The sequence below is a fragment of the Rathayibacter rhapontici genome (assembly GCF_001995175.1).
GTDB lineage: Bacteria > Actinomycetota > Actinomycetes > Actinomycetales > Microbacteriaceae > Rathayibacter.
In genome coordinates this window covers 42773-66310 of sequence record NZ_MUKN01000002.1, presented here as the reverse complement: position 1 = coordinate 66310, position 23538 = coordinate 42773, and the positions used below count along the sequence as shown (strand labels likewise).

Here is a 23538-nt window from a genome sequence, read left to right as displayed (position 1 = left end):
GCCGGAGCGACGGCGGCCGTCGAGGCCCGTCACTGCGCGACGCGGCCGGAGCGGCACCGCCCCGCTGAGCACAGGGCGGGGGCGGATCAGGCGTCGACCGTCGAGGCGATCGGGACAGGGGCACGGCGGCCGCTCGACCGCTCGGAGACCCGGCCCGCCGCAGGGCGCTCGACGCCGGACCGCGCACCGGTGGACAGCGCATCGGTGGACGGCGCAGGGGTGGACGGCGCAGGGGTGGACGGCGCGGGGGCGGAGCCGCGGCTCGCCCCCGTCCTGAACCAGGCGGCCAGAGCGGGAGTGCCGCGCCACCGGCGGAAGTCGCGGTCGCGCGACGGGACTCCGCGGTAGCCGGAGGCGCGCGCGATCTCCTCCAGGGCACCGAGGCGGTGCGGGGTGCTCGCCATGAGGACGGCGGCGAGCTCCGTCCGGCACCGGGCGAGGTGCTCGTCGATCGAGAACCCGTAGAGGCGGCGGAACCGCACGCGCAGCGCGAGCACCGGCACGTGGAGCTCCTCGGCCAGGCGGGCCGGGGTGAAGCGCGGATCGAGGAAGCGCTCGGTGACGAGCGCTGCGGTCGCGACGGCGAGCACGTCGAGCCGGCGGGGCGCCCGCGATCGGGAGGGACGGGATCCGGCAGTCAGGATTCTGGGGAGGGCCATGGGGAGGAGACTCCCCGGCCGCCGTCCGATGACGCGGTGGCGCGTGATGGTCTGACCCTGGCGTGCACAGCGGTGTCGACCCGTCTCACCACCGACGGCCGGCGCGGATCCGCGACGAGACGCGGTCGAGCTCGGCCGTCGAGCGGAAGCCGGCGGCCTCGGCGGCGCGCACCCGGGCGGGCTCCCCCGCGCCGGGGTGGGCGAGCAGCACGTCCTCGGCGACGGCCAGTCGGATGCGGTCGACGCGGTGACGGATCGAGACTCCGTGGCGGAGCCGGTGGACGACCCGCACGCGGATCTCGGAGACGCCGAGGACCCGCGCGACGGAGCCGGCGTCGAGCCCCGGCACCGCGTGGAACTGCCGCAGGACCCGGTCGACGCGGTCGCCGAGCCCCGTGGGGCGCCCGGGTCCCTCCGCTCGGAGTCGCCCCGGTCGCGGGCTCGCGGCGCGCAGAACGTCCGTCATCATCGTCGGTCACCTCTGGTTCGGGTCGGAGTGGACGCCGACGGATCGGCGGTGCGGTCCCGTCGCAGCGACGGCGCCGAGGGGGCCGCGGCGGACGGCCCGGACAGCTCGACGGGTCCGAGCGCAGGGCGTCGGAGCGAGCGGGATCACCCGATTATGGGCGCGGCTCGCCGGGCGCGACCGGCCTGGCACGGGCTCCCGGCCCAATGGCGCGAGCCGGGGCGGATCCCGCCGGTCGCGCCCGGGATCCCCGTCTTCACGACGGGCCGGGACGGAGGAGGAGCGCACCGGCGATCATCGTCGTGCCGCCGCACCGTCCCCGTCCCGAAGGAGACCCGATGCCCCTGTGCCCGCCCGCGGCGTCCTCGAGGAGTCCGCTCGCTCCGCCCGCCGGACCGGTTCCGCGCCTGGAGCTCGAGGTCACCGTGTCGCACGTCCCCTCCTCCGCGGAAGAGGGGGTCCGGCGCGGCGCTCTCGTGCTCGTGTTCTGGATCCACGTCCGCAACGGCACGGGGGCGAGCCTCCACGACCTCCACCTGCTGCAGCGCCGATTCTCGGACGGGTCGGCCGACGACCTCGAGTACGACGACGCCCCGTCGACGCTGGTCGGCTGCGTCGAGCGGATCGCTCCCGGCGCGGGCTTCGTCACGGCGGCCCGCTACACGGTCCGGCCGCCCGCGGTGCGGCGGACGATCGTCAACTCGCTCGACGTCCGGGGCACGGGCGCCGACGGCGCTCCGATCAGCGGGCACGCTCGCGTGCTGGTGGTGATCGATCCCGATCCGACCGCGTCCGTGCTGTGACCCGTAAGGAGGTAGTGCGCGGCGACGAGGGTGATCTCCGCGCCCCGGACGGGTGAAACTCTCTCAGGAGTGCGGTCCCGCGGGCAGTCTTCTCCCTGTCCGACCGCCCCGACGGCTCGGCAGAAAGGTGCACAGCCATGACCATCAGCGCGTTCGACCGGACCTCCATCGAGCGGGGCGTCACCCGCCGCGACGACGAGGCGAGGTCCTGGTTCCGCCGCATCGGCCTCGAGGCGAAGCCCTCCGGACCGCTGCGCGTCGTCGCCGACGTGCTCCGGAGCGGCTCGTTCGACGTCGTCCGGCTCTGGCACACCGCGGCCCGGCTGCACCGCAGCGCGCCCGTGGGCTCCGGCATCCGGCTCCTCATCCCGCTCGAGGGCGAGATCGTCGTGCAGCCGGACGACCCCTCGGCACTGGAGGTGCGCGTGAGCGTCGGCTGCATCGCGTACCTGCGGCGCAGCCACTCCTACACCCTCGTCACCGACGCACCCGGCGCGCGGATCGAGATCGCCCTCGAGAGCCCGCTCCTCGGGCTCCTCGACTGGGAGGACAGCGGCGCTCTGGTGACCGAGGCCGACCCCGCGGGCCGCGGCATCCTGCTGTCGACCGTCAACGCCACGTTCGGCTCGTCGCTCGACGCCGACTCGCCCGCGTTCCCGCTCGTGCGCGCGGCGGTCGAGCAGCTCACCGGCGCCGTGCTGGCCACCTCGCTGCCCCGCGAGCGGACCGAGACCGTGCACACCCGCGCCCTCGCGCTCATCGCGGCCATGTCGGCGGATGCGAACCTCTCGGTGCAGGAGGTCTCGGAGCGCCTCGGGGTGCCCAAGCGGACGCTCCAGCGGGTGTTCGCCGCGAACGGCACGACCGTCTTCAACGAGATCCGGCGCGCGCGGCTGGCGACCGCGCGCGCCGTCCTCGGCGACCTCTCGGCCCCTCCCGTCCCCGGCCACGCCCTGAGCGGCTACCTCCGCTCGCAGCGGCTGCAGCGGGATCTCCGGCACCTCGAGCCGGAGGCGTCCGAGGGGCTGCACTGAAGGGTCGCACCGAGGGGTCGCGCCGAGCGACCCGTCCGTCGTCCGGGAGGGGCGGCGGCCGCCGTTCGGACCGGAACCCGAGCGGCAGCCCCCATGCCTTCCCGGATCGCGCTCAGCGGGCCTACTCTGGCCGCACCGGTTCCCCCGTCCCCTCCCCGGCGTGGCGGAGGAGCCGGTCGCGCACCCTCCCGGTCCCCGAGGAAGCACCGCCGTCCTCGAGGGAGCTCCCACTCATGATCGACACCGCCAGCGTCACCGCTCTCCACGCCCTCGCAGAGGAGCGCCGTCGGCCCGACGCGATCGACCTCCTCGGCGGGCACCGACCCGACGACGCCGCGTCGGAGAGACCCTCGTGACGCCGGATCCCGTCGCCCGCCGGCTGATGTCCGCGGTCGACGAGGGCGACTGGACGGCGGTCCTCGACGCGCTCCGCTCCTCCTACACGCACCTCGTGCAGACCGAGCCCGCGATCCTCCTCCGGGCCCTCGAGCGCATGCCGCCGGAGGTGATGGACCGGGCGCCGCGCCTGCGGATCGCGATGGCCCATCTGGGCCGCACCCTCCACGGCGACGGCTGGGTCGACCCGGCACCGGGTCGACGGTCGCTCCCGGTGCCCCTGGCCCCGGCCGATCAGCTGAGCATCTGGGCCGCACGCGGCTCGGTGGCGCGGGGCCAGGGGCGGATGGAGGACGCCTTCCGGCTGATGGAGGACGCTCGGGCGCTGCTCGGGCGGCTCTCCCCGCTGGAGGAGGCGTCCCTCTCGGCCGCGCTGCCCGAGATCCTCCAGGAGTGGGCGCTCACCTGCGAGCAGGACTCGCGCCTCGCTGAGGCCCTCGCGCTCCACTCCTCCGCGCACGAGTGGGCGACCGTGATCGGCCATCGCACCATGGCCGCCTCGAGCGCGGGGTCGGCGGCGCTCCTGCAGGCCGTCGCCGGCCGCAACACCGCCGCGGGCGATTGGCTCCTGCGGGTGCCCGACCTGGACGGGACCGCGCAGCAGGCGGGATCCACCGTCGCCGCCGTCCTGGCCGAGGCGGTCCTCCGAGCCGATCGTCTCGACACGGACGGCGCCGTGCTGCTCCTCGACGGCCTCGACGGCACGTCCCTCGGGGAGCGCGGTCCGGCGGTCGACTTCGTCCGCGCCCTCGTCGCCCGCGGGCGGCCGCTGCTGTCCGACTCGATCGTGCGCGGCGTCCGCGCGTCCCTGGCGGTCACCGGTCCCCGGCCCGGGCGGGGGCATCCCGAGATCCTCGACGCCGTCGAGGCCTTCGCCGACGCACCGGGACAGCAGGTCCCGCACGACCGGCCGATCTCGCTGATGGCGAGGATCGCCACGGCGACCCGGGCGCTCGCCGCGCATCTGCAGGGTGACGAGGCCACCGCGCGCCGACTCGCCGGGCCCCTCCTCGACTCCGCCGAGTCCCCCCGCGTCCTGATCTCGGCGCTGCTCGCCGTCTCCTCCCCTCCGACCCGCGGCCTGGAGGAGGCCGCGGCGCTCGCCCACGCGCACGCCAGCTTCGGGGTGCTCGGCCTGCTCCCGGCCGATCAGCGCCGTCGGGTCGCCGACGAGCTCACCGTGCACGGCGACCACGACGTGGCGCGCCGGCTGCGCGCCCGCGACCGCCCGGCGGCTCCGGAGCTGACCCCTGCGCGACGCCGGATCGCCTACGCGGCCGCCCGCGGCGCCTCCACTCCCGAGATCGCCGAGGAGAACGGGGTCAGCGTCAACACCGTGAAGACCCAGTTGCGGGCGGTCTACCGCCAGCTGGGCGTGCGGTCGCGCGCCCAGCTCGCTGCGGCGCTCGACGGCGCCACGGGGACGCGCCCGGGCGACGCCGCCCCCGAGCGGTGACGGGCCGGTCGCACCGGAGCGCTCAGCGCGGGTAGGGCACCGACGCCGCGGGCCACGACGAGGCGAGGAGCTCGGTCCGGATGCGGTGGTACTGCTGCACGGCGCTGAGGGAGTCGGTGCGGAACGCGATCGAGACGGCCCCGTCGCGCCAGTAGTCGTCCCAGCCGTCGTACCGGGTGAAGACCCGGTCGCCGATCGCCTCGAGCAGCTGCCACGCGCGCTCCGCGGGCAGGTAGCCGGCCACGTAGGCGTAGCGGATCGCTCCGATCGCGCGCTCGGCGTCGCCCGCGAGCAGCAGCACCGGAGGCCGGCCGCCGAGCGGCTGGGCGCGCTCGAGCAGGTGGAACTCGCTCTCGCCGGTGAGCGCGGCGACGCGGGAGCGCATCCGCTCGGCCTCGTCGGACGCCGACACCTCGGCGAAGCGGGCCGACAGCGGCCCGACGGCGAGCACATCGGCGACGAAGAGCTCGAGGTCCTCGGCGGAGGCGATGCGGAAGTCGCGATCGAGCGCCGCGCGCTGCTCGCTGAGCACGGGCAGGGGCAGCTCCGTCCAGGGCGCCCCCTTCGCGCCGTCGGCGAAGCGGGCCCGGAGCGGCTGCGGCAGCTCGGCCCAGGTCGGCTGGAAGGCGAGCGACGAGTTCCACCCGCCGAACGAGAAGTCGCTCACGGCGTCCAGAGCCAGCAGCTGCTGCTGACGGAGGGTCGGAGCAGGGGTGCGCGCCTCGGCGAGGTACGCGAGCTGCTCCCGTCGCGGAGCACCCGCGTCGCGGACGGTGAAGACCAGCGAGCCGACGGCCAGGCCGATCGCCGTGCCGACCGCGAAGGCGAAGAAGGGGAACGCGGGCTCGCCGCCCTCGTTCCCCGGAAGACCGAGCACGAACCCGACGACCCCGAAGGGGACCGCGAGCGCCGTGAGCAGCAGAGCACGGCGAGCGCCGGCCCGACCCGAGCCGCGTCGACGCTGATCCGCGGCCCGCGTGAAGCGCAGGCGGGGGCGGACGGGGAACTCGACATCACCCGGGTGATTCTGCAGCGGCACGGTCGCAGCCTAGACGGCGGGGCAGCACCGGGCCGAGACGGATGCCGGCGACCTGTGCGAGCCTCGAGGCATGAAACTCGCCGAAGCCCTCCTCGAACGGGCGGACCTGCAGAAGCGGATCGAGGCCCTCCAGTCGCGGATCGTCGCGAACGCCTCCTACCAGGAGGGCGAGGCCCCGGCCGAGGACCCCGCCGAGCTGCTCGCCGAGTGCACGCGGGCGCTCACCGCGCTCGAGCGGATCGTCACCGCGGTGAACCTGACGAACACGGCCGTCCTCACTGCCGACGGGCGCACCCTCACCGCCGCCCTCGCCCGGCGCGAGACGTTGCGCGCGCAGCACTCGATGCTGGTGCGCGCGGCCGACGCGGCAGCCGGGTCGTGGGGTCGGCGGCAGATGCGCAGCGAGCTGCGGCAGCTGTCCGCGCTCCCCGTGAAGGAGCTGCGGACCCGCGCCGACGAGATCGCCCGCGAGCTGCGCGATCTCGACGCGGCGATCCAGCGCACCAACTGGGAGGCCGATCTGGTGGTCTGACGCGGAGCGCGGTGAGTCGGTAGGCGCACCCGGAGCGAGCACACACCGTCGGGCCGGCGGTTCATCCGGCCCTCTGTCGACGCGGTGGGCAGCGTCACGGCTCCGGCCGTCACCTCTCAGCCCCGCACCGGGCACCGGTGACCGCGCAGACAGGACACCTCATCACCACGTGCTGGCCGGACGCCGAGGGCGGGTTCGGGGACCTCACCGCGCTCCCGGGCGGGCCGCGGCGTCCGGCGACGGCGGGTCTCGAGACAACGCCGGCGGCTGCTCCACCAGCAGGGACGACGCGACGCCCCCGTGCGTCTTCACGATGGACGGCCGCGCCCGGGCACTGATCGAGCAGCCCGCGGTGCGGCCGCATCGAGATCCGCGCCGACCGGAGAGACGGCATGTCTCCAGGCGCCGCCCGCGGTGGCGGCTCGACGGGAGGGAAGTGCGCCTGAGCGCCCCTGACGGGCCTCCCGGTCATCGCCGCGGTGACGCCGATCGGCGGCTCTCCCAGCCCCGGGGTACCGCTTGGGACACGAGGTCCGTTCTGAGGGCAGAAGCCCCTTGACAGGGGACAAGGAGGCGCAGAGACTCTCGCTCGACGCCACCCGAAGGCGTCCAGCGACGCCACCCGAAGGCGTTCCCGTTCGGTCCTCCGATGCACCCCTGGAGCCACTGCGCGGAGCTTTGTGGATCCTCGAGGAAGAGGGACCGGAATGTCAGGAAGAACTCTGCGCGCCGCGCGCAGCCCGCGCTCCACGATCAGGCCGGGGCTCGCCGTGGCCCTGACGATCGCCTTGGCGGCGGGGATGGTGGGCGCGACCGACGGGGCGAGCCAGGCCGCTCCCTCCGCGCCGCACACGCACGCAGCGGAGGAGGCGCCACACACGCACGCAGAGGAGGAGGCGCCTCACACGCACGCAGAGAAGGAGGCGCCTCACACGCACGCGACCGAGGAGGCCCCCCACACGCACGCGACCGAGGAGGCTCCGCACGACCACTCGACCACCGAGTCGCTGGCCGTCGTGTCGGCCGCGGCGGTCGCTCCGGCGAGCATCACCTGGCTGCAGCGGGCCTCGGCGGCCATCGCACGCGCCGAGGCGGGCGGAGTCGCGGTCGGCGGGAAGCTGTACGTCTTCGGCGGGCAGTTCTCGGGAGTCACGCAGACGCTGCGCTCCGACCGCTACGACCCGGCGACGAACAGCTGGACGCGCCTGCGCGATCTCCCCGAGCTGATCACGCACGCGCCCGTCGTCGCCGACGGCACCACCCTGTGGATCCTCGGCGGCTACGTCGGGCTCGACAAGAAGGACTCGTCGCGGCGGGTGTGGAAGTACGACATCCCGACCGACACGTACACGGCGGGTCCGGCACTGCCGGCCGCCCGCGGCGGCGGCGGCGCGGCGATCGTGGGCCGTCAGCTGCACTACCTGACGGGCGCCGTCCGGCAGGACTCGACGGGCGCCTCGACCGTCGACCACCCCGACCACTGGGTGCTGAACCTCGACGGCGGCACCACGTGGACGGCGTCGACGCCGGTGCCCAACCCCCGCAACCACGTCGGCACGGTCGTCCTGGGCTCGAAGATCTACGTGATCGGCGGGCAGCACCGCGAGAACGAGTCGGGCACCCCGCAGGTGCAGGTGGACGCGTTCGACGTGGTGACGAAGACGTGGACCCGGCGCGCGGACCTGCCGGTCGCGCGCGGCCACATCAGCGCCTCCACCTTCGCCTGGAACGGCAAGGTCCTGGTGCTCGGCGGCTCCGAGGCGGGCGCGGTCTCCTCCCGGACCCTGTACGAGTACGACCCGGCGACCAACGCCTGGATCACGCGCACCAGCCTCCCCGAAGCGCTGAAGAGCCCGGTCGCCGACCTGATCGACGGCAGGATCATCGTCAGCGGCGGACGCACCGCGTCGGGTGCGACCACGAAGACGTGGTCGGGCTCCACGACCACGACCACGTCGCCGTCGCCGTCCCCCTCGCCCTCCACCGGCACGTCCGGCGCCTGGAGGTCCGGTCCGGCCCTGCCGATCGACCTCCTCGATGCGGGCGGCGCCGCGATCGGCACGAAGATCTACGTGGTCGACGGGAAGACCAGCACCGGCCCCAAGGCGTCGCTGCGCATCTTCGACACCGCCACCTCCGCCTGGACCACCGGGGCCGCGCTGCCGGGCAGCGCGGTCGAGAACCCCGCGGTCGTCGCCCACAGCGGGAGGCTCTACGCCTTCGGCGGATCGACCGGTCCGTTCTCGGGAGCGTCCAGGAGCCTGTACCGCTACGACCCTGCGACGAACGCCTGGACGGCGCTCGCGAGCATGGCCACCGGCCGCGGAGGGGTCGCCGGCGTCGTCGTCGGCGGTCGGATCTGGGCGATCGGCGGGATGGACTCGACCGGCGCCTCGCTGAGGACGACCGAGAAGTACGACATCGCGACGAACACCTGGTCGGCCGGTCCGTCCCTCCTGACGGCCCGCGACAACCCGGGTGCGGGAGTCGTCAACGATCGGATCCACGTCTTCGGCGGGCGCACCCGGCTCGCGAGCGGCACCGAGGTGTCGGCGAATCTCGCGAGCGCCGAGATGCTGAACCCGCTGTCGGGGGGCTGGCAGACGCGCGCCTCGATGCCGACGGGTCGCCGCACCATGGCGGTCGGCGTGATCAACGGCCGCATCATCGCGGCGGGCGGCGAGAAGCAGCCGAGCGGAGCGACCTGGCCGCAGACGCAGGAGTACGACCCGGCGTCGAACACCTGGCGCTCGCTGCCGAACATGATCACCCCCCGGCACGGCGCGGTCGGCGCCGTCGTCGCGGGTCGACTGCACGTCATCGCGGGCGGCCCCACGGGCGGGTCGTCGTACAGCCGGGTGCACGAGATCCTCACCCCGGCGAGCGCCTCGACGCCGTCGACGGCGACTCCGACGTCCGCCCCCACCACGCCCCCCACCGGAGCGACGTCGGTCAAGGTGCGCTTCGCCACCGCGACGTCGACCCCTCCCACCGGGTACCTCGCGGACTGGGGCCAGCCCTACGGCGCTCGCACGAGCGCCGGCCAGGGCAGCGGCCGGAGCTACGGCTGGGTCCGGGACGGCACCAGCACCGCGTTCGACCTCACGAAGAACGGCCGCCTGCGCACCGGGACGCCCACCACCGACACGCGGCTCACCGGTCTGATGCACATGGACTGGCGCGGAGGCACCTCGGGGACCACCGGAGCGGGGTCGTGGGAGATGGCCGTTCCGAACGGCCTGTACTCGGTGACGATCTCGGTCGGCGACGCGGGGAACTACTTCGACAGCGTCAACCAGGTCAGCATCGAGAACCAGAACGCGGTCGCGAGGATCGTGCCCAGCGACGAGGACCGGTTCCGGACGGCCGCCCGGACCGTGCAGGTCTCGGACGGGCGGCTCACGCTGAGCCCCCGCGGGGGGACCAACACGAAGATCAACTTCGTCGAGGTCGCGTCGGTGCCTGCGAGCCCGGCCCGACCGCAGGTGGCCAGCGTCACTCCGGTCAACCTCGCCACGGGCGCGACCCGCGACATCAGCGTCACCGCCGGTCTGGCGGTGACGGCGGGAGGGATCGCCACCTCGACGCTCACCCGTGAGACGGTGCGGCTGACCGTCGCCGCCGACGGCTCGTCCGTTCCGGCCAACGTGAACACCAGCGGCGGCGGCGACGTGATCGTCCTCACTCCCGACGCCCCGCTCGTCGCGGGCACCACCTACCGCTTCGACGTGACGAGCGCGGTGAAGGACGTGTCCGGCAACGCGTTCCACCCCTGGTCGAGCGTCTTCACGGTGGGCACGGCCAGCGCCGGCACGGGCATCGCCGGAGTCGCCTTCGACCAGGTCGCGACGCCCGCGACCGGGCAGGGCTTCACCAGCGTGACGATGGGCCCCGACGGCAAGCTGTACGCGGCGACGCTCGACGGGTACCTGTTCCGCTACCCCGTCGCGGCGGACGGATCGCTGGGCACCGGGCAGCGGATCGACACGATCCGGACGCTCGCCGGCGGTGCGCGGACGGTGATCGGCCTCGCGTTCGACCCGGCCTCGACGGCGTCGAACCTGATCCTCTGGGTCACCGAGAACCGCAAGTACGTCGGCGTCTCGGACGTGCCGGACTGGACCGGGAAGATCGTCCGGCTGTCGGGGTCCTCACTGCAGAACGGCCAGGACGTCGTGGTCGGACTGCCGCGGTCGGCCCGCGACCACGAGAGCAACTCGCTCGCCTTCAAGGACGGGATGCTCTACCTCACCCAGGGCAGCAACACGGCGATGGGCGCCCCGGACTCCGCCTGGGAGTACCGCCCCGAGAGCAAGCTCAGCGCCGCGGTGCTGCGCCTGGACCCGGCGAAGCTGCCCGCCACTCTGCCGCTGAACGTCAAGACCGCGGAGGGCGGCACGTACAACCCGTCCGCGCCCGGCGCGGCCCTGACGCTCTACGCCACCGGGGTGCGGAACGCCTACGACCTGATCTGGCACAGCAACGGGCGCCTCTACGTGCCGACGAACGGATCCGCCCGCGGCGGCGCCTTCCCGGCGACGCCCGCGACGCTCCCCTCGTCCTGCGCCTCCCGGATCGACGGCGCCTGGACCGGACCGAGGGCGCCGGGAGTCGCCTCCAACCCGGTCGACGAGACGGACTGGGTGTTCAAGGCGACCCAGGGCGGCTACTACGGCCACCCCAACCCGTCGCGCTGCGAGTGGGTCTTCAACGGAGGGAACCCCACCTCGGCGCAGGACGCGTTCGAGGCGACCGCCTACCCCGTGGGCGTCCTCCCCGACCGCAACTACCGCAAGGCCGACGTCTTCGACGCCGGACTCCACGCCTCGGCGAACGGGGTGATCGAGTACCTCGGCGGCGGCTTCGGCGGCGCGCTGAAGGGCAAGCTCATCGTCGTCCGCTACAGCGCGAGCCAGGACCTGATGGTGCTGGATCCGAGCGGGGCCGACGGCACCATCGTGAGCCGGACGCTCGGGGTGGTCGGCTTCAAGGGCTTCGACCAGCCGCTCGACGTGGCGCAGCACGCCGCCTCGGGGAGCATCTACGTCACCGAGCTCGGGGGCCGGAAGATCACCCGCCTCGTCCCGCGCGGCTGATGCCCGCCGGCCGGCGCCTCCGATCCCCGTGAGCGCCGGCCGGTCGCCCTCCCCGTGACCGCCGCTCGGCGATCGCGTCCGCCGATGCCTCCGCGTCGGCGCCCCTCCTGCGCATCCGCCAGACCCCGCGCCCCCAGACCCCGTGCCCCAGAGGAACAGTGATGAAGTCCAGAATCGTCTCCGCAGTGACCGCAGTGGTCCTGCTGCTCGCTCCCACCGCCGCAGGACTCGAGGCGGGGCTCGGATCGAGCGCCTCCCGATCGGCGGCGGGACCGCTGTCGATGGCGCAGATCCCCGTGACCCCGGCGGCCACCGCGAGGGCGACCGAGACGCTGCAGTTCCTCTCGGCGCTGCAGCACCGCTCGAGCGACAAGTTCCTGACCGGCCAGTTCGTCGCTCCGAACTACGGCCGCCCCGAGCGGTCGACACCCGGCATCACCCTGACCACCGTGCAGGACTGCTGGAACTACCACATCGGGCGAGTGCAGACCGCGACGGGCGAGTCCCCCGCACTCGTCGGCTTCGACCTCACGAACCGCACGTTCGACAAGAGCGGCACGGCGACGACCGCCGCCAACATGCCCAGCGACAGCAACATCCTGGCGCCCTCGAAGGCGCACGCGGCGAACGGAGGCGTCGTCACGCTGAGCTGGCACGCCTCGAACCCCTGGACCGCGGAGGACGCGTGGTCGCGCATCCCGTCCGGGCACACCCTGTCCGAGGCGTACACGCCGGGCACCGCCGCCTACCGCGAGTACATGCAGTGGCTCACCGGGGTCGGCGACATCCTCCAGCGCTACTCGGACGCCGGCGTGCCGGTGGTCTGGCGTCCGTTCCACGAGATGAACGGGACCTCGTTCTGGTGGGGCTACCACGCCAGCGGCGCGGCTCCGGCGGCCCAGTACACGGCGCTGTGGAAGCACATGTACGACTACCTGACCGTGCAGCGCGGGCTGACGAACGTCCTCTGGGCGTGGTCCCCCAACAGCGGCACGGCGTTCGGCCGGGCGATCACCGACCGCTACCCGGGCGACGCCTACGTCGACGTGCTGGGGCACGAGCGCTACTGGAGGGAGCTGACCGACACCGCCCGGTACGACTGGATGATCCAGAAGAACAAGGTGATCCTGTTCACCGAGGCGGGGCAGACCACCGGCACGTCCGCACCGTGGGACACCACCCAGATGCTCCGGGAGGTCCGCGGCCGCTTCCCGAAGGTCGTCGGCGCGATGAACTGGATGAAGACGACCGTCGACTACAGCATCATCGGCAACCTCAACGCGTCGGCCTACATGAACGACCCGCTCAGCCTGACCCTGGACGAGATGCCGGGCCGGATCACGGACAGCGCCGCTCCGACGGTCCTCTACAGCGGAGTCTGGACGCACTCCGCCGACGCGGGCTACTACTCCGGCACCAAGTCGGTCTCGAACCGCGCCGGAGCGCGGGCGGCGCTCACCTTCACCGGGACCTCGGTGTCGGTCTGGGGGCGGACGCTCTCGTCGAAGGGCGGGAAGTTCGATCTCTGGATCGACGGCCGCCTCCACCAGGCGAACATCACCACCACCGCTGCGACGACGCAGTTCGGCGTGAAGCTCGCCGAGGTCACGGGTCTGACCGCGGGGACGCACACCGTCGAGGTGCGGCTGTCGAATCCGCTCGGCTACGTCGGCTTCGACTACTTCGGGGTGAAGTGAGGGCGCCGGCACTCATCCGAGCCCGCGGAGCTGCGCGGCGAAGACCGCGAGCGAGCGGTCGACCTCGGGCAGCGACGGCGTGCGGTTGAGGTGGCCGTGCGGCATGCCCGCCGCGAGGTACCCCGTCGCGGCGACGCCCGCCTCGGCCAGCTGGCGCAGGAGCAGCTCGGCCGAGCCGCGGAGCTCGTCGAACTCGCTCACCATCACCGTGACCGGCGGGAGCCCGGCGAGCGGGGCTGCTCCGGGCAGGGCGTCGGCCGGCAGATCGGAGAGGCGGCCGACGTAGTTCTGCACCATGGCCTCGATGCTCGAGGCCGGGAAGCGCATCGCGGCCGGCAGCGTCAGGAGCTCGCGCACGACGTCGTCGTCGACGGTCGGATTCGGGAAGTGCGCGAAGGGGTAGGCGAGGAGGACGTGGTCGGGACCGGGCGCCCCGGCGTCGCGCTCGCGGAGCGCGGTGGCGAGGGCGAGAGCGGCACCGGCGCTGGCCCCGCCGATCGCGACGGGGTGCTCGCGAGGGGTCTCGGCGCGCAGCTGCCGCCACGCGGCGTGCACGTCGTCGAGCGGCACGGGGTAGCGGGTGCTCTCGCCCGCGAGCCGGTAGCCGACCGAGACGACGCGGGCGCCCGAGCGGCCGGCGAGCTCGGCCGAGACGACGTGCGACTCCGGCATGTCGAGGTCGCCCGCGGCGAACCCGCCGCCGTGCACCCAGAGCAGTGCCCGACCCGACGGCTCGGCGGGCTCGTAGACCCGCAGCGGAACGGGGCCGTGCGGGCCCTCGATCCCGGCGTCCGAGACGCTCACGCCCTCCGAGAGCGTCCACGGCGCGGGATCCACGGCGAACTCGGCGAGGCGGGCCGCCTGCTCCGGATCCAGCGGATCGGTGACGCCCTCGAGCAGGTGCACGCGGGCGGCGAGGTACGGGTCGAGCGGCACGGGCGCCTCCAGGTCGTGGGTACGCCGACACGCTACCGAGCGCGGCGCTCCAGCAGGACCACCCCGTCGAGCAGCACTCCCTCGTGGCCGTCGGGCCCGGAGGCGGTGCGCTCGCGCGTCCCGACGACGCGCTCGATCCAGTCGGCGGGGTCGAAGGCGAGTTCGGCGAGCTCCTCCTCGGGCGAGGGCAGGTGCTGCACGGGATGCCTGTGGCCCGACCAGGGCGGAGGGGCGGCGTGCGTGACGATCGCGAGGCGGCCGCCGGGAGCGACGAGGTCGCCCGCGCGCCGCAGGATCGACGTGCGCGGCAGCTCGACCATCGAGTGGAGGAAGCTCGCGCTGACGAGGTCGAAGGCGCCCTCGACGGGCCAGTCCGCGCCCAGGTCGGCCTGGCGGAACTCGACGGCGAGGCCGCGGCGCTCCGCCTCCTCGCGGGCGCGGGCCAGCGCGGTCTCGGCGAGGTCGAGGCCGGTGACGCTCCAGCCCTGCTCGGCGAGCCAGAGGGCGTCGCCCCCCTCGCCGCAGCCCAGATCGAGAGCGCGGCCGGGAGGCAGGTCCTGGACGAGGTCGACGAGCGCGGCGTTGGGCCGGCCCGACCAGATGCGGTCGGAGTCGGCGTAGCGAGCCTCCCAGTGGTCGCGTGCGGTGGTCATCGCGGTTCCTTCCGTCGTCGTCGAGGATGCCGGGTGCGGGGCGGCGGGGCGAGCGGCCGTGCCGGAACAGCAGGAGTCGCCTCCCCGGAAGGGGTTCCCCGACGCCGAGGGCGCCGATTAGCGTCGAGCCATGGCCCTCCGACTCGAAGAGATCATCGTCGACTGCACCGACTTCCGGATGCTCGGGCACTGGTGGCAGGAGGCGCTCGGCTGGGACGTCGTGGACGAGGACGACGAGGGCATCGAGCTGCTCGCTCCGTCCGGCCGCGGGCCGAGCCTGCTGTTCCTGGACGTCCCGGAGCGCAAGAGCGTCAAGAACCGCCTGCACCTGGACTTCGTGCCGGACGACCAGGAGGCCGAGGTCGCGCGACTGATCGCGGCGGGCGCCTCCCGGGTCGACGTCGGCCAGGGCGAGCAGTCCTGGGTCGTGCTCGCGGATCCCGAGGGGAACGAGTTCTGCATCCTCGGCGCGAGGGAGTGACGAGGCCTCACTCCATGCTTCCGCATGAAGAGTTGCTCAGAAGTCAAGGGTAGAACGAGCGTTCTCCGCCCCCTAGCATCGGTGCGAACCACCCCGGACGGGTGGCGCCGAGTCGAGGGAGAGACCGTGAACGCGTACGAAGGGCCCGTGGCGGCCGTGGGTGCGTCGCAGGCGCAGCAGCAGCGCGAGATGCTCGTCGGGCGCGTGCTCGCCTCGCGCGGCGCCGGGCTCTACGCCTACGCCTACCGGCTCACGCTGTCGGAGTCGGCGGCCGGCGCCGCCCTGCAGAACGCGGCCGTCACCCTGCGCAGCGGCTCGCCGCAGGTCGTCGACGAGGCGTCAGCGCTCGAGCTCGCGCGCACCGAGATCGGCCGGGCGAGCCTGGAGCGCGGCGCGCAGACGGCGGCCGTCGTCGCTCCGCCCCGACTGCACGACGAGGACCTGCTCCGCTCGGGCTTCCACCGCCGCCTGCACGCGCTGCCCACCCTGCAGCGGCAGTGCTGGCTGCTGCGCCACACCGGCGGCCACGATCTCGAGGCGATCGCGGCGATCCTCGGGATCGCGCCGGAGCAGGTGCGCTCCTCGCTCGCCGCCGCCGCGTGCGCGCTGGTCGAGGGGGAGCTCGCGGAGGCGGAGGGCGCCGAGTAGGCGCTCCCCCGCCTCCCACGAGGGGCCCGAGAGGCGCCGGGTCGAGCCGGCGGCACCCCTCAGGCGCTCAGGACCCGGGGACGCGCCCCGGGAAGTGCGTCAGTCGAGGTACTCGATGTCGTCCCACGGCTCCTGGACGTCGCCCGTGTCGCGGTCGTCGTCCGGCACGTCGTGGTCCTCGAAGATCACCGGCACACCGGGCGAGACCAGCGCGCTGACCTGACGGTTGCCCACCACCACGAAATCGACCATGCCACCACCGGCCCGGGACGCCTCGGTCGTCGACTGCTTGAGCCCGGCGACATCCGCTCCCTGCGAGAGCCCGTAGGTCTTGCCGTCGATCGTGACGGTGGTTCGGATCATCAGGTGGCGCTCCTCGTATCGGTCGTGTCGAGACTACGAACAGGGCGGAACCCGCTCCAGGCCTTGCGGACGGCGCCCGGGACTGGCACGGGACGCGGGTCGGACGGGCGGCGGCGGGAGGATGAGCGGATGATCCGGCTCCTCCGCCTGCTCCGGCACCTGCTCGCCGCCCGCCTCGGCGATGTCGGCGCGAGTCTCCTCGCCGCCGCTCTCGACCGCGCCGCCGCGCACGACCCGCGTGCGACCGTCGCGCACGATCCGCTCGCGTGGCACTCCGCCGCCCCTCGCGTCAACGGGGGCGCGGCGGGCGAGGAGCGCGACGTAGCGTTGCCCGCGAACCGCACGATCCGACACGACCGCAAGGAGGATCCGATGACAGACAAGACCACGCCCGATGACGCTCCCGACACCGAGACCGTCGACCCGGAGCACGTCGACCCCGAGACCGCGACCGACCCCGAGGGCGACCCGGTCGAGAACCCGTCCGGCTGACGCCCGCTCGTCACGGGAGCCCCGACGCCGCTCCGGCGCCTCGGGGCTTCCGTGCGTCCGGGAGGTGATCACGCCGGTGGGCACTTCCTGCTGCTCCACGGGCCTCGACGCCGCGAAGAGCGCCCGACGGCGGCCCGAGAGGTCAGGCCGACTCGACGTAGCGGCCGAAGCGGCGGTCGCGGGCCAGCAGGGCCTCGCGGGCGGAGTCGCGACGCACGTCGTGCACGCGCAGCACGACGAGCAGGTGGTCGCCCGCGTCGTGCACCTGCTCGAGGGAGCACTCGAGGTGCAGCGCGGCTCCGTCGATCGTCACGGCTCCCGCCTCCGAGGCGGTCCACGCGACTCCGGCGAACCGGCCCGCCCGATCGCGCGACGCGATCCGCAGCACCGCGGCGTCCTGATCGGAGCCCAGCACCGAGACTCCGAGACGCGCTGCGCCGGCCAGGTGCGGCCACGTGCTCGAGGAGCGCTGCACCGCGATCGTGCAGAGCGGCGGATCGAAGCTGACGCCGAGGGCCAGGGTCGCCACGACCATGCCGACCGGGGCGCCGTCGACGAGGGCGGCGACCGCGGCGACCGGAGTCGGGACCGCGCGATGGGGCTGCACCGGTGCGTCCAGGAGGGTCACCGCGCCTCGCCCACTCGGAACGCGGAACCGGGGTGCCCGGCGGGCAGCGTCGGCACGTCGCGTCCGAGGATCCGCTCGCGCATCGATCCGGAGCGGGGCGTCCCGGGCAGCATCCCGCGCTCGCGCAGCAGCGGCATCACCTGCTCGGCGACGTCGCGGTAGGTCTCCCACGAGCCGTAGGTGTACTCGATCAGGAAGCCGTCGACATCGGTGCGGTCGACGATCTCCTGCAGCTGATCGGCGACCGACTCCGCGGTGCCGGTGACCCGCATGCCCCCGATCGAGGAGGTGATCACGTCGAGGATCTCGGCGACGGTCGGGCTGTACTCGGGCTGCTGGAACATCGCCAGCATGGTCTGCCCGACCTCGGTGGTCACCTCGGCGAGGGTCGCGTCGAGCGGGAACGACATCAGGTCGACTCCGCTCCAGCCCATGAACAGCGCGGCGGCGGCCTCGCGCGAGGGTGTCGCGTCGAGCTCGGCCCGCAGGCGCACGGCCTCCTCCTCCGTGTCGCCGACGATGATCGAGACGGAGGGGATGACCGTGATGTGCCGAGGGTCGCGGCCGTTCGCCTCGGCCCGCGCCCGCAGGTCGGCGACGGTGGCGGCGGCCTTGCCGAGGTCGCGGTCCTGGATGAAGACGCATTCGCCGTACCGGCCGGCGAAGGCGCGGCCGGCCGAGGAGGTGCCCGCCTGCAGCAGCAGCGGCGTGCGCTGCACCGACGGGATCGCCGGGAAGTAGCCGTCGTAGCGGAAGTACTCCCCCTCGTGGGTGATGCGGTGCACCTTGGCGGGGTCGGCGAAGGTGCGGGTCGCCTTGTCGTAGACGACGGCGTCGTCCTCCCACGCGCCCTCCCAGAGCTTCAGGCACAGCTCGACGAACTCGGTGGCGCGGCGGTAGCGCTCGTCGTGGGGCGTGATTCCGTCGTGCCCGAGGAGCTTGGTGAGCGCGACCTGGTTGTCGGAGGTGACGATGTTCCAGGCGATGCGGCCCTTGGTCAGGTGGTCGAGCGTCGTGAAGGTGCGGGCGTGAGGTAGGGCTGCTGCGCGGTGGTGGACGCGGTGACGACGAAGCCGAGGCGGTCGACGGTCGCCGCGAGCCCGCTGACGAGGGCGAGCGGGTCGTGCACGGGGACCTGCACGGCCTCGCGGATCACGACCTCGGGCACGTCGTCGCCGCTCATCGGATAGCCGAGCGCCTCGGCGAGGAAGAGGAAGTCGAAGCCGGCGTCCTCGAGCTTCCGCGCGAGGTCCTGCCAGTACTCGAGGGTCGCGAATCCGCTGGTGTCGCCGCGGGGGTGGTGCCAGGCGTTGCTGATGAAGTTCGGCGTGAACTCCTCGAACGCGCCGAGGAAGATCTGCTTGGTCACGGTGCTGCCCTTCGATGGCGATCGGATGCTCCCGATCGGAGGGCTGATAACCTCGCGTTATCAACACGGCGATGATAACCAGCAGTAATCATCCGCCGCAAGAGCGCACCACCCCGGAGGACCGATGAGCGACGACGCCGCGGAGGCACCCGCCCTCGCCTCCGAGATCGGCGCGCTCGTGCGCGCCCTGCGCACCTCCCGCGGCCTCTCGATGCGGGCGCTCGCGGTCGAGGCCGGCGTCTCGCAGCCGTTCCTCTCGAAGCTCGAGAACGGCCGGCTGCTGCCGAGCCTGTCGACCCTCTACGCGCTGGCCGCGGCGTTCGACGTGCCTCCGGCCGAGCTGGTGCCGGCGATCGCGTCCTCCGACGACACGACACCGGAGGCGCACCTGCGCGCGAGCGACGCACCGCACGCCCCGCGCGCGCGGCTGGTCGCGGGGGGACCCGGGCGCCGGACGGAGGCGTACCTCTTCACCGCGCAGCCGGGACAGTCCGACGACGTCGACTTCGCGCATCCGGGCGAGGAGTTCGTCTTCGTGACCGAGGGAGCCGCCGTGCTCACCTACGCCGACGGCGCCTCGCGCACGGTGTCGGCGGGCGAGTCGATCACGATCGAGACGACGAGGCCGCACCGGTGGTCGGTGCCGGCCGACGCGGCGGGGGCGGCGCGCTACCTGCTGGTGACGACGCACTCCGGCTGAGGGCTCCACGCGCGCGAGACCGCGAGATGCCACTCCGGTACGCCTGGGACGGCGTGTCGTGCACCGGAGCGGCATCTCGCGGGGGCTGACCCAGGGGTCAGCGGCAGCGCGTCGCCGCCGACTCGATCGAGATCACGGCGGAGGCGGGCTCGCCGGCGACCGTGCCGCGCACGTCGACCGTGAGCGAGAAGGCCGGCACCGAGCGCAGCGGAGTGGGCACCGTCATCGACGCGGACGTGCCCGCGGACAGCGACGGCAGCGTCGCGCTGCCGTAGGGGGTGCGCACCGAGAGGGCGACCCGGTCGGTGCCGCCGTTGGCGGCCCTCACCGAGATCACGGCCTTGCCCGACGCGCACGTGGCGGTGGCGCTCAGGCCCACGCGCAGCGCGTTCTCGAGGGCGCCGAGGGAGTCGCGGAGGTCGCGCTCGGCGGCGTCCACGTCGGCCTGCGTCGCGGCGGATCCGGCGAGCACGACCGCGGCGATCGCGCGGCTCTCGTCGAGACGCGCCAGCGACTCCTCCGTCCACGCGGCGCGGTCGACCGCATCCGCCTCGGCGAGCGCCGCCTCCAGGGCGGTGGTGTCGGCCGTCGACTCCGCGGTGTCGGCGACGAGGCGCACGTCGTCGAGGACGCCCCACGCTCCGCCGGTCAGCGCGAACTCGGCGGCGATCTCGACCACGCCGTCCTCGCCGACCACGACGGGGACCGTCGTGGTCGAGAAGGAGCTCCACGTCGTCAGCTCCAGCGGGGCGCTGGTCGTGCCCGCGGAGGTGGTCGCGCTCAGGGTGCGGACGTCGCTCGCCGGGCTGTTGGTGCCCTGCGTGGTCGCCTGCAGCGTGTACGCGCCGGCCGGGACCCCGGTGATCGTCTGGCGCGCCGAGGTCTCGTAGGCGGTGCCGTTCCAGAAGGTGACCGCGAAGCCGCCCTCGGCGGCGTCACCGGTCTGCGTGCGCGCGGCGGGGCCGGTGAAGGTCCACGCCGACGTGTCCGCGTCCTCGAAGCCGGGGTTCTGCACGAGGTTCGGAGCGACGACCACGACGGTCGCCGACACGTCGAGTCCCGAGTCCGTGCGGCCGGGGATCGTGTACTCGCCGGGTCCGCGGATCCAGGAGGCGGCTCCGCTCCACGTGACCGCGGGCGTCTCGACCGAGCCGTCGTTGAAGTTCACCGACACGGCGGCCGGCAGCGCGACCGGCTCGCCGTCGACGACGGTCAGCTCGACCGCGTCCACTCCGGTGACCGCGCGGGGCGCGACCGCTCCGGTGTCGACGTAGCGGAAGGTGCTGAGCGACTCCAGCGGCGTGCCGTCGGCGGCGAAGAGGGCCTGGTTGTCCCAGCCGGAGCCGCCGAAGTCGTCGCCCACGTGCACGGGGTCGTAGGGGGCGGCGAAGCTCGTGGCCCAGCCGGAGCCGTCGCGCTCCCAGAGCACGCGGTTCTGCTCGACGTCGCTCGCGGGGCCGACGGGCAGCCAGGCCGGCTCCCAGTAGTAGACGCCGATGCCGGCGTCGCCCACCGCGTGCACCGCGGCGATCACGTCGCGCAGCGCGGTGGCCTGGCCCTGCACGCTGATCGGGTAGTCGTCGGTGACGGTGCTCTCGTCGATGACGTTGGGGTAGCCGTCGCCGTCCTCGAGGGTGTGCGCCCACGAGGTCTCGGCGACCATGACCTTCTTGCCGTAGGTGTCGGCGATCTGCGACAGCGAGGCGGTGAGGTTCTCGGGGCTGCCGTGCCAGAACGGGTAGTAGGAGCTCGCGAAGACGTCGTAGTCGACGTCGAAGCGGTCCAGGCCCGCGGCGACGGCGGAGTAGCGGCCCGGCGTCTCGGGGTTGGTGAAGTGCACGGCGACCTGCGCCTCGGGCAGCACTTCGCGGACCGCGGAGCTGCCGGCCGAGAAGAGCCCGGCGAGGGTCGCGTCCATGTCGGTCGCGCGCGGGTGTAGCCGGCCATGCCATTGTTGGTCTCGTTGCCGATCTGGACCATGTCGACGTCGACGCCGGCGTCCTCGAAGCGCTGCAGCGACTCGGCCGTGTAGTCGTGCAGCGCGGTGGTGAGCTCGGGAGCGGCGAGGCCGGCCCAGGCCTTCGGCGCCAGCTGGCGAGCGGGGTCGGCCCAGAAATCGGAGTAGTGGAAGTCGACGAGCAGGCCCAGGCCCGCGGCCGTGGCGCGCTCGCCGATCTCGATCGCGCGGTCGACGTCGACGTCGCCGGCGCCGTAGCCGTTGCCGTCGGCATCGAACGGGTCGTTCCAGACCCGGACGCGGACCGAGGTGATGCCCTCATCGGCGAGGACGTCGAAGACGTCGGCCTCCTGACCCGACCCGTCGCGGAAGACGACTCCGCTCTCCTCGAGCGACAGGATGCTCGAGATGTCGGCGCCCTTGATGAAGTCGGCCGGGAGGCCGTCGACCTTCTCGACGAAGATCCCGGCGTCGACCGGGCCCTCCGCGGCGGAGGCGCTGGTCGCTCCGACGCCGGCGAAGGTGCCGAGGAGCGTGGAGACCGCGGCGACGGCGGCGGTGCCGACGGCCCTCCTGGTGCGTGCAGACATGCGTGTCCTTTCGTGGTGCATCCGCCGCCGGGCCCTCGTGCCGACCGCCGCGCACACGGAGGCGGAGGGAGGGAGGGGCCCGGTCGGGCGGGGTGGGATGGTGGCGCTCGGAGCGCTCACGGGGCCTGCGGAGCCCGCAACGGCGGGATCGAGGCGGATCAGTGCGGCGTGGTTCTCCTTTGAACTGTGTGCGCTCCCAGTCTGCGGAGGCGCTCAGGAGCCGTCAAGACGGTTCGGCACAACCGGCCTGCGTCAATTCGCCTGTGCGTGACTGGGAGCGAGCACAGGTCGACGGGTCGAGCGCCGGGGCGCCGCCCACCCGGCTCATGGGATGATCACCCCGGGGCGGCGAGAGGGATGACGATGGGCCAGCTGATCTACGGAGTCGCTCCGGCGGTCGAGATCGACGACCGCGCACTGCGGCACGTCGAAGCGGTCATCATCTCGAAGCTGCGCCGCAACGAGAGCTTCTCGTTCCACTGGGACGGCGAGCCGGACGTCGGCGAGGACGTCACGCGCGCCGAGAGCGGCCGCCACGGCAGCGTCTGGGTGTCGAAGAGCTCCTCGCTCTACTTCAGCTACGACTCCCCCGGGGGGGAGCCGCTGAACCGCGCGTGGATCGACCTGCTGCTGCGCTCGGCACTGTCGCCGGCCGGACTGCGCGTACTGCCCGAGCCGAAGGCCTGAGGCGGGTCGCCTCGCCGCCGCTTCTCCAGAAGTCGCGGTAACGGCGCGCGTTCACCGCAACTCGCGCGGGAACGGAGGCGGCCCTCCCCGCCGCTTCTCCAAAAGTTGCGGTAACCGCGCGCGCTCACCGCAACTTCTGGAGGAGCGCGGGGCGGCCTGCGCCCTCGGCGCTTCTCCGTGAGTTGCGGTGAAGGCGCGCGCTCACCGCAACTCGTGCAGGAACGGCGCGGGCGGACCGTCCGTGCAGTCCCTCCGAGAACCCGCCGCAGTGCGCGGCGACTCGCTTCTCCGAAAGTTGCGGTGACGGCGCGCGCTCACCGCGACTCGCGCGGGAACGGAGGCGGCCCTCGCCGCCGCTTCTCCAGAAGTTGCGGTGATGGCGCGCGCTCACCGCAACTTTTGGAGGAGCGGGAGCGGGAGCGCGAGCGGAGGCGGGAGCGAGGGCGGGAGCGGAGCGAGGCGGGCGGGACGGGCGGCGTCAGCGTGCTGGTCCGGCTCGGCGACGACCTGCAGGCCCGACTGCGAGCTGGCCGACACCATCAGCGCGTCGACCCAGGCGCGGTTGATCGCCGGCTGGCGTCCGCCGAAGAACTTGTACGAGAGCGGCACCGACGGGTGCAGCCAGATCTTCATCCGTCCGCCGCCCGTGTCCTGCGTCTGCGTCCACGAGAAGGCGAAGGACTCGTCGCGCCGCAGCTTCGCCGTGATCACGATCTCGAGGTGCGCGAGCAGCCGGTCCTCGAAGTCGGCCTCGATGCCGCCGGGGTAGATCAGCAGTCCCATGGGGTGCTCCGCTCCGGCCGCGAGGCCGCCGTGCGCGCCGGAGGATCCGGAGCCGCACCCGATCATCCCAGCA

At 73.5% G+C, this 23538-nt stretch carries 23 protein-coding genes and 1 pseudogene; 12 read left to right on the top strand and 12 right to left on the bottom strand.

From position 1 onward, the window contains the following. Positions 1–86: 86 nt before the first annotated feature. Both B0T42_RS01165 and B0T42_RS01160 read right to left on the bottom strand, forming a co-directional pair. Positions 87–659, bottom strand: a complete 573-nt coding sequence (locus tag B0T42_RS01165) for a helix-turn-helix transcriptional regulator (protein ID WP_139344373.1) — start codon at positions 657–659, stop codon at positions 87–89. 85 nt (positions 660–744) lie between these two features. Beyond that, positions 745–1128: a hypothetical protein gene (locus B0T42_RS01160; protein WP_139344372.1), complete on the bottom strand. Its 384-nt coding sequence runs from the start codon at positions 1126–1128 to the stop codon at positions 745–747. A 335-nt stretch (positions 1129–1463) separates the two neighbouring features. Between B0T42_RS01160 and B0T42_RS01155 the strand changes: the two genes are divergently transcribed. From B0T42_RS01155 to B0T42_RS01145, 4 genes are all read left to right on the top strand, one after another. Beyond that, positions 1464–1928 (top strand): hypothetical protein, encoded by a 465-nt coding sequence (locus B0T42_RS01155; RefSeq protein WP_077221605.1) that lies wholly within the window; start codon positions 1464–1466, stop codon positions 1926–1928. Positions 1929–2065: 137 nt separating this feature from the next. Further along, the gene (locus B0T42_RS01150; protein ID WP_077221604.1) at positions 2066–2962 is read left to right on the top strand and encodes a hypothetical protein; all 897 of its coding nucleotides are present in this window, start codon (positions 2066–2068) and stop codon (positions 2960–2962) included. A 233-nt stretch (positions 2963–3195) separates the two neighbouring features. Continuing rightward, a complete protein-coding gene (locus tag B0T42_RS21810) occupies positions 3196–3318 on the top strand; it encodes a hypothetical protein (RefSeq protein WP_269087479.1) in 123 nt (40 codons plus the stop codon). Next, the gene (locus B0T42_RS01145; RefSeq protein ID WP_077221603.1) at positions 3315–4814 is read left to right on the top strand and encodes a helix-turn-helix transcriptional regulator; all 1500 of its coding nucleotides are present in this window, start codon (positions 3315–3317) and stop codon (positions 4812–4814) included. Before B0T42_RS21810 ends, B0T42_RS01145 begins: the two co-directional genes overlap by 4 nt. Positions 4815–4836: 22 nt before the next feature. On the opposite strand, the gene B0T42_RS01140 is transcribed toward B0T42_RS01145, so the two are convergent. Beyond that, positions 4837–5853, bottom strand: a complete 1017-nt coding sequence (locus B0T42_RS01140; protein ID WP_077221602.1) for a DUF1266 domain-containing protein — start codon at positions 5851–5853, stop codon at positions 4837–4839. 70 nt (positions 5854–5923) lie between these two features. Between B0T42_RS01140 and B0T42_RS01135 the strand changes: the two genes are divergently transcribed. The 3 genes from B0T42_RS01135 (at position 5924) to B0T42_RS01125 (ending at position 13178) form a co-directional block, all read left to right on the top strand. Further along, positions 5924–6385 carry a DIP1984 family protein gene (locus B0T42_RS01135; protein ID WP_077221601.1) on the top strand — a complete coding sequence of 154 codons (462 nt, stop codon included), beginning with the start codon at positions 5924–5926 and terminating at the stop codon, positions 6383–6385. Positions 6386–7092: 707 nt separating this feature from the next. Then, positions 7093–11481 carry a Kelch repeat-containing protein gene (locus B0T42_RS01130; RefSeq protein ID WP_077221600.1) on the top strand — a complete coding sequence of 1463 codons (4389 nt, stop codon included), beginning with the start codon at positions 7093–7095 and terminating at the stop codon, positions 11479–11481. A gap of 161 nt (positions 11482–11642) precedes the next feature. Continuing rightward, entirely contained in the window at positions 11643–13178 is a 1536-nt protein-coding gene (locus B0T42_RS01125) for a glycosyl hydrolase (RefSeq protein ID WP_077221599.1), read from the top strand. A gap of 12 nt (positions 13179–13190) precedes the next feature. Here B0T42_RS01125 and B0T42_RS01120 read toward each other — a convergent pair whose 3' ends face one another. After that, complete coding sequence (locus tag B0T42_RS01120; RefSeq protein ID WP_077221598.1) at positions 13191–14114, bottom strand: alpha/beta hydrolase fold domain-containing protein; 924 nt, start codon at positions 14112–14114, stop codon at positions 13191–13193. A gap of 32 nt (positions 14115–14146) precedes the next feature. Continuing rightward, the gene (locus tag B0T42_RS01115; protein WP_077221597.1) at positions 14147–14767 is read right to left on the bottom strand and encodes a class I SAM-dependent methyltransferase; all 621 of its coding nucleotides are present in this window, start codon (positions 14765–14767) and stop codon (positions 14147–14149) included. A 130-nt stretch (positions 14768–14897) separates the two neighbouring features. Here B0T42_RS01115 and B0T42_RS01110 point away from each other — a divergent pair, with 130 nt between their 5' ends. Together B0T42_RS01110 and B0T42_RS01105 are read left to right on the top strand one after the other, a co-directional pair. Further along, positions 14898–15248: a VOC family protein gene (locus B0T42_RS01110; protein ID WP_077221596.1), complete on the top strand. Its 351-nt coding sequence runs from the start codon at positions 14898–14900 to the stop codon at positions 15246–15248. Between the two features lie 126 nt (positions 15249–15374). Beyond that, positions 15375–15896 (top strand): sigma factor-like helix-turn-helix DNA-binding protein, encoded by a 522-nt coding sequence (locus tag B0T42_RS01105; RefSeq protein WP_139344371.1) that lies wholly within the window; start codon positions 15375–15377, stop codon positions 15894–15896. Positions 15897–15995: 99 nt separating this feature from the next. Here the strand turns inward: B0T42_RS01105 and B0T42_RS01100 are convergent, their stop codons facing one another. Beyond that, the gene (locus tag B0T42_RS01100) at positions 15996–16259 is read right to left on the bottom strand and encodes a hypothetical protein (protein ID WP_077221594.1); all 264 of its coding nucleotides are present in this window, start codon (positions 16257–16259) and stop codon (positions 15996–15998) included. A 129-nt stretch (positions 16260–16388) separates the two neighbouring features. Here B0T42_RS01100 and B0T42_RS01095 point away from each other — a divergent pair, with 129 nt between their 5' ends. Next, positions 16389–16751: a hypothetical protein gene (locus tag B0T42_RS01095; RefSeq protein ID WP_077221593.1), complete on the top strand. Its 363-nt coding sequence runs from the start codon at positions 16389–16391 to the stop codon at positions 16749–16751. 142 nt (positions 16752–16893) lie between these two features. Here B0T42_RS01095 and B0T42_RS01090 read toward each other — a convergent pair whose 3' ends face one another. The 3 genes from B0T42_RS01090 to B0T42_RS22160 are packed head-to-tail and all read right to left on the bottom strand — an operon-like array spanning position 16894 to position 18748. Then, complete coding sequence (locus B0T42_RS01090; protein WP_158078001.1) at positions 16894–17379, bottom strand: flavin reductase family protein; 486 nt, start codon at positions 17377–17379, stop codon at positions 16894–16896. Then, complete coding sequence (locus B0T42_RS01085) at positions 17376–18353, bottom strand: NtaA/DmoA family FMN-dependent monooxygenase (RefSeq protein ID WP_342418187.1); 978 nt, start codon at positions 18351–18353, stop codon at positions 17376–17378. The genes B0T42_RS01090 and B0T42_RS01085 overlap by 4 nt, the downstream gene beginning before the upstream one ends. A 23-nt stretch (positions 18354–18376) precedes the next feature. Beyond that, a complete protein-coding gene (locus B0T42_RS22160) occupies positions 18377–18748 on the bottom strand; it encodes an LLM class flavin-dependent oxidoreductase (protein ID WP_158078000.1) in 372 nt (123 codons plus the stop codon). 124 nt (positions 18749–18872) lie between these two features. Between B0T42_RS22160 and B0T42_RS01080 the strand changes: the two genes are divergently transcribed. After that, on the top strand, positions 18873–19448 hold the full coding sequence (locus tag B0T42_RS01080) for a helix-turn-helix domain-containing protein (RefSeq protein ID WP_077221590.1): 576 nt from the start codon (positions 18873–18875) through the stop codon (positions 19446–19448). Positions 19449–19545: 97 nt separating this feature from the next. On the opposite strand, the gene B0T42_RS21805 is transcribed toward B0T42_RS01080, so the two are convergent. Continuing rightward, positions 19546–21366 carry a glycosyl hydrolase 53 family protein gene (locus B0T42_RS21805; RefSeq protein ID WP_269087478.1) on the bottom strand — a complete coding sequence of 607 codons (1821 nt, stop codon included), beginning with the start codon at positions 21364–21366 and terminating at the stop codon, positions 19546–19548. 53 nt (positions 21367–21419) lie between these two features. Further along, a pseudogene (locus tag B0T42_RS21800) lies at positions 21420–21995 on the bottom strand (glycosyl hydrolase 53 family protein); the annotation flags it as partial. Positions 21996–22358: 363 nt separating this feature from the next. Between B0T42_RS21800 and B0T42_RS01070 the strand changes: the two are divergent. Continuing rightward, positions 22359–22682: a DUF7882 family protein gene (locus tag B0T42_RS01070; protein WP_077221655.1), complete on the top strand. Its 324-nt coding sequence runs from the start codon at positions 22359–22361 to the stop codon at positions 22680–22682. Positions 22683–23069: 387 nt separating this feature from the next. On the opposite strand, the gene B0T42_RS01065 is transcribed toward B0T42_RS01070, so the two are convergent. Beyond that, positions 23070–23531 carry a DUF7882 family protein gene (locus B0T42_RS01065; RefSeq protein ID WP_342418186.1) on the bottom strand — a complete coding sequence of 154 codons (462 nt, stop codon included), beginning with the start codon at positions 23529–23531 and terminating at the stop codon, positions 23070–23072. Positions 23532–23538 lie beyond the last annotated feature (7 nt).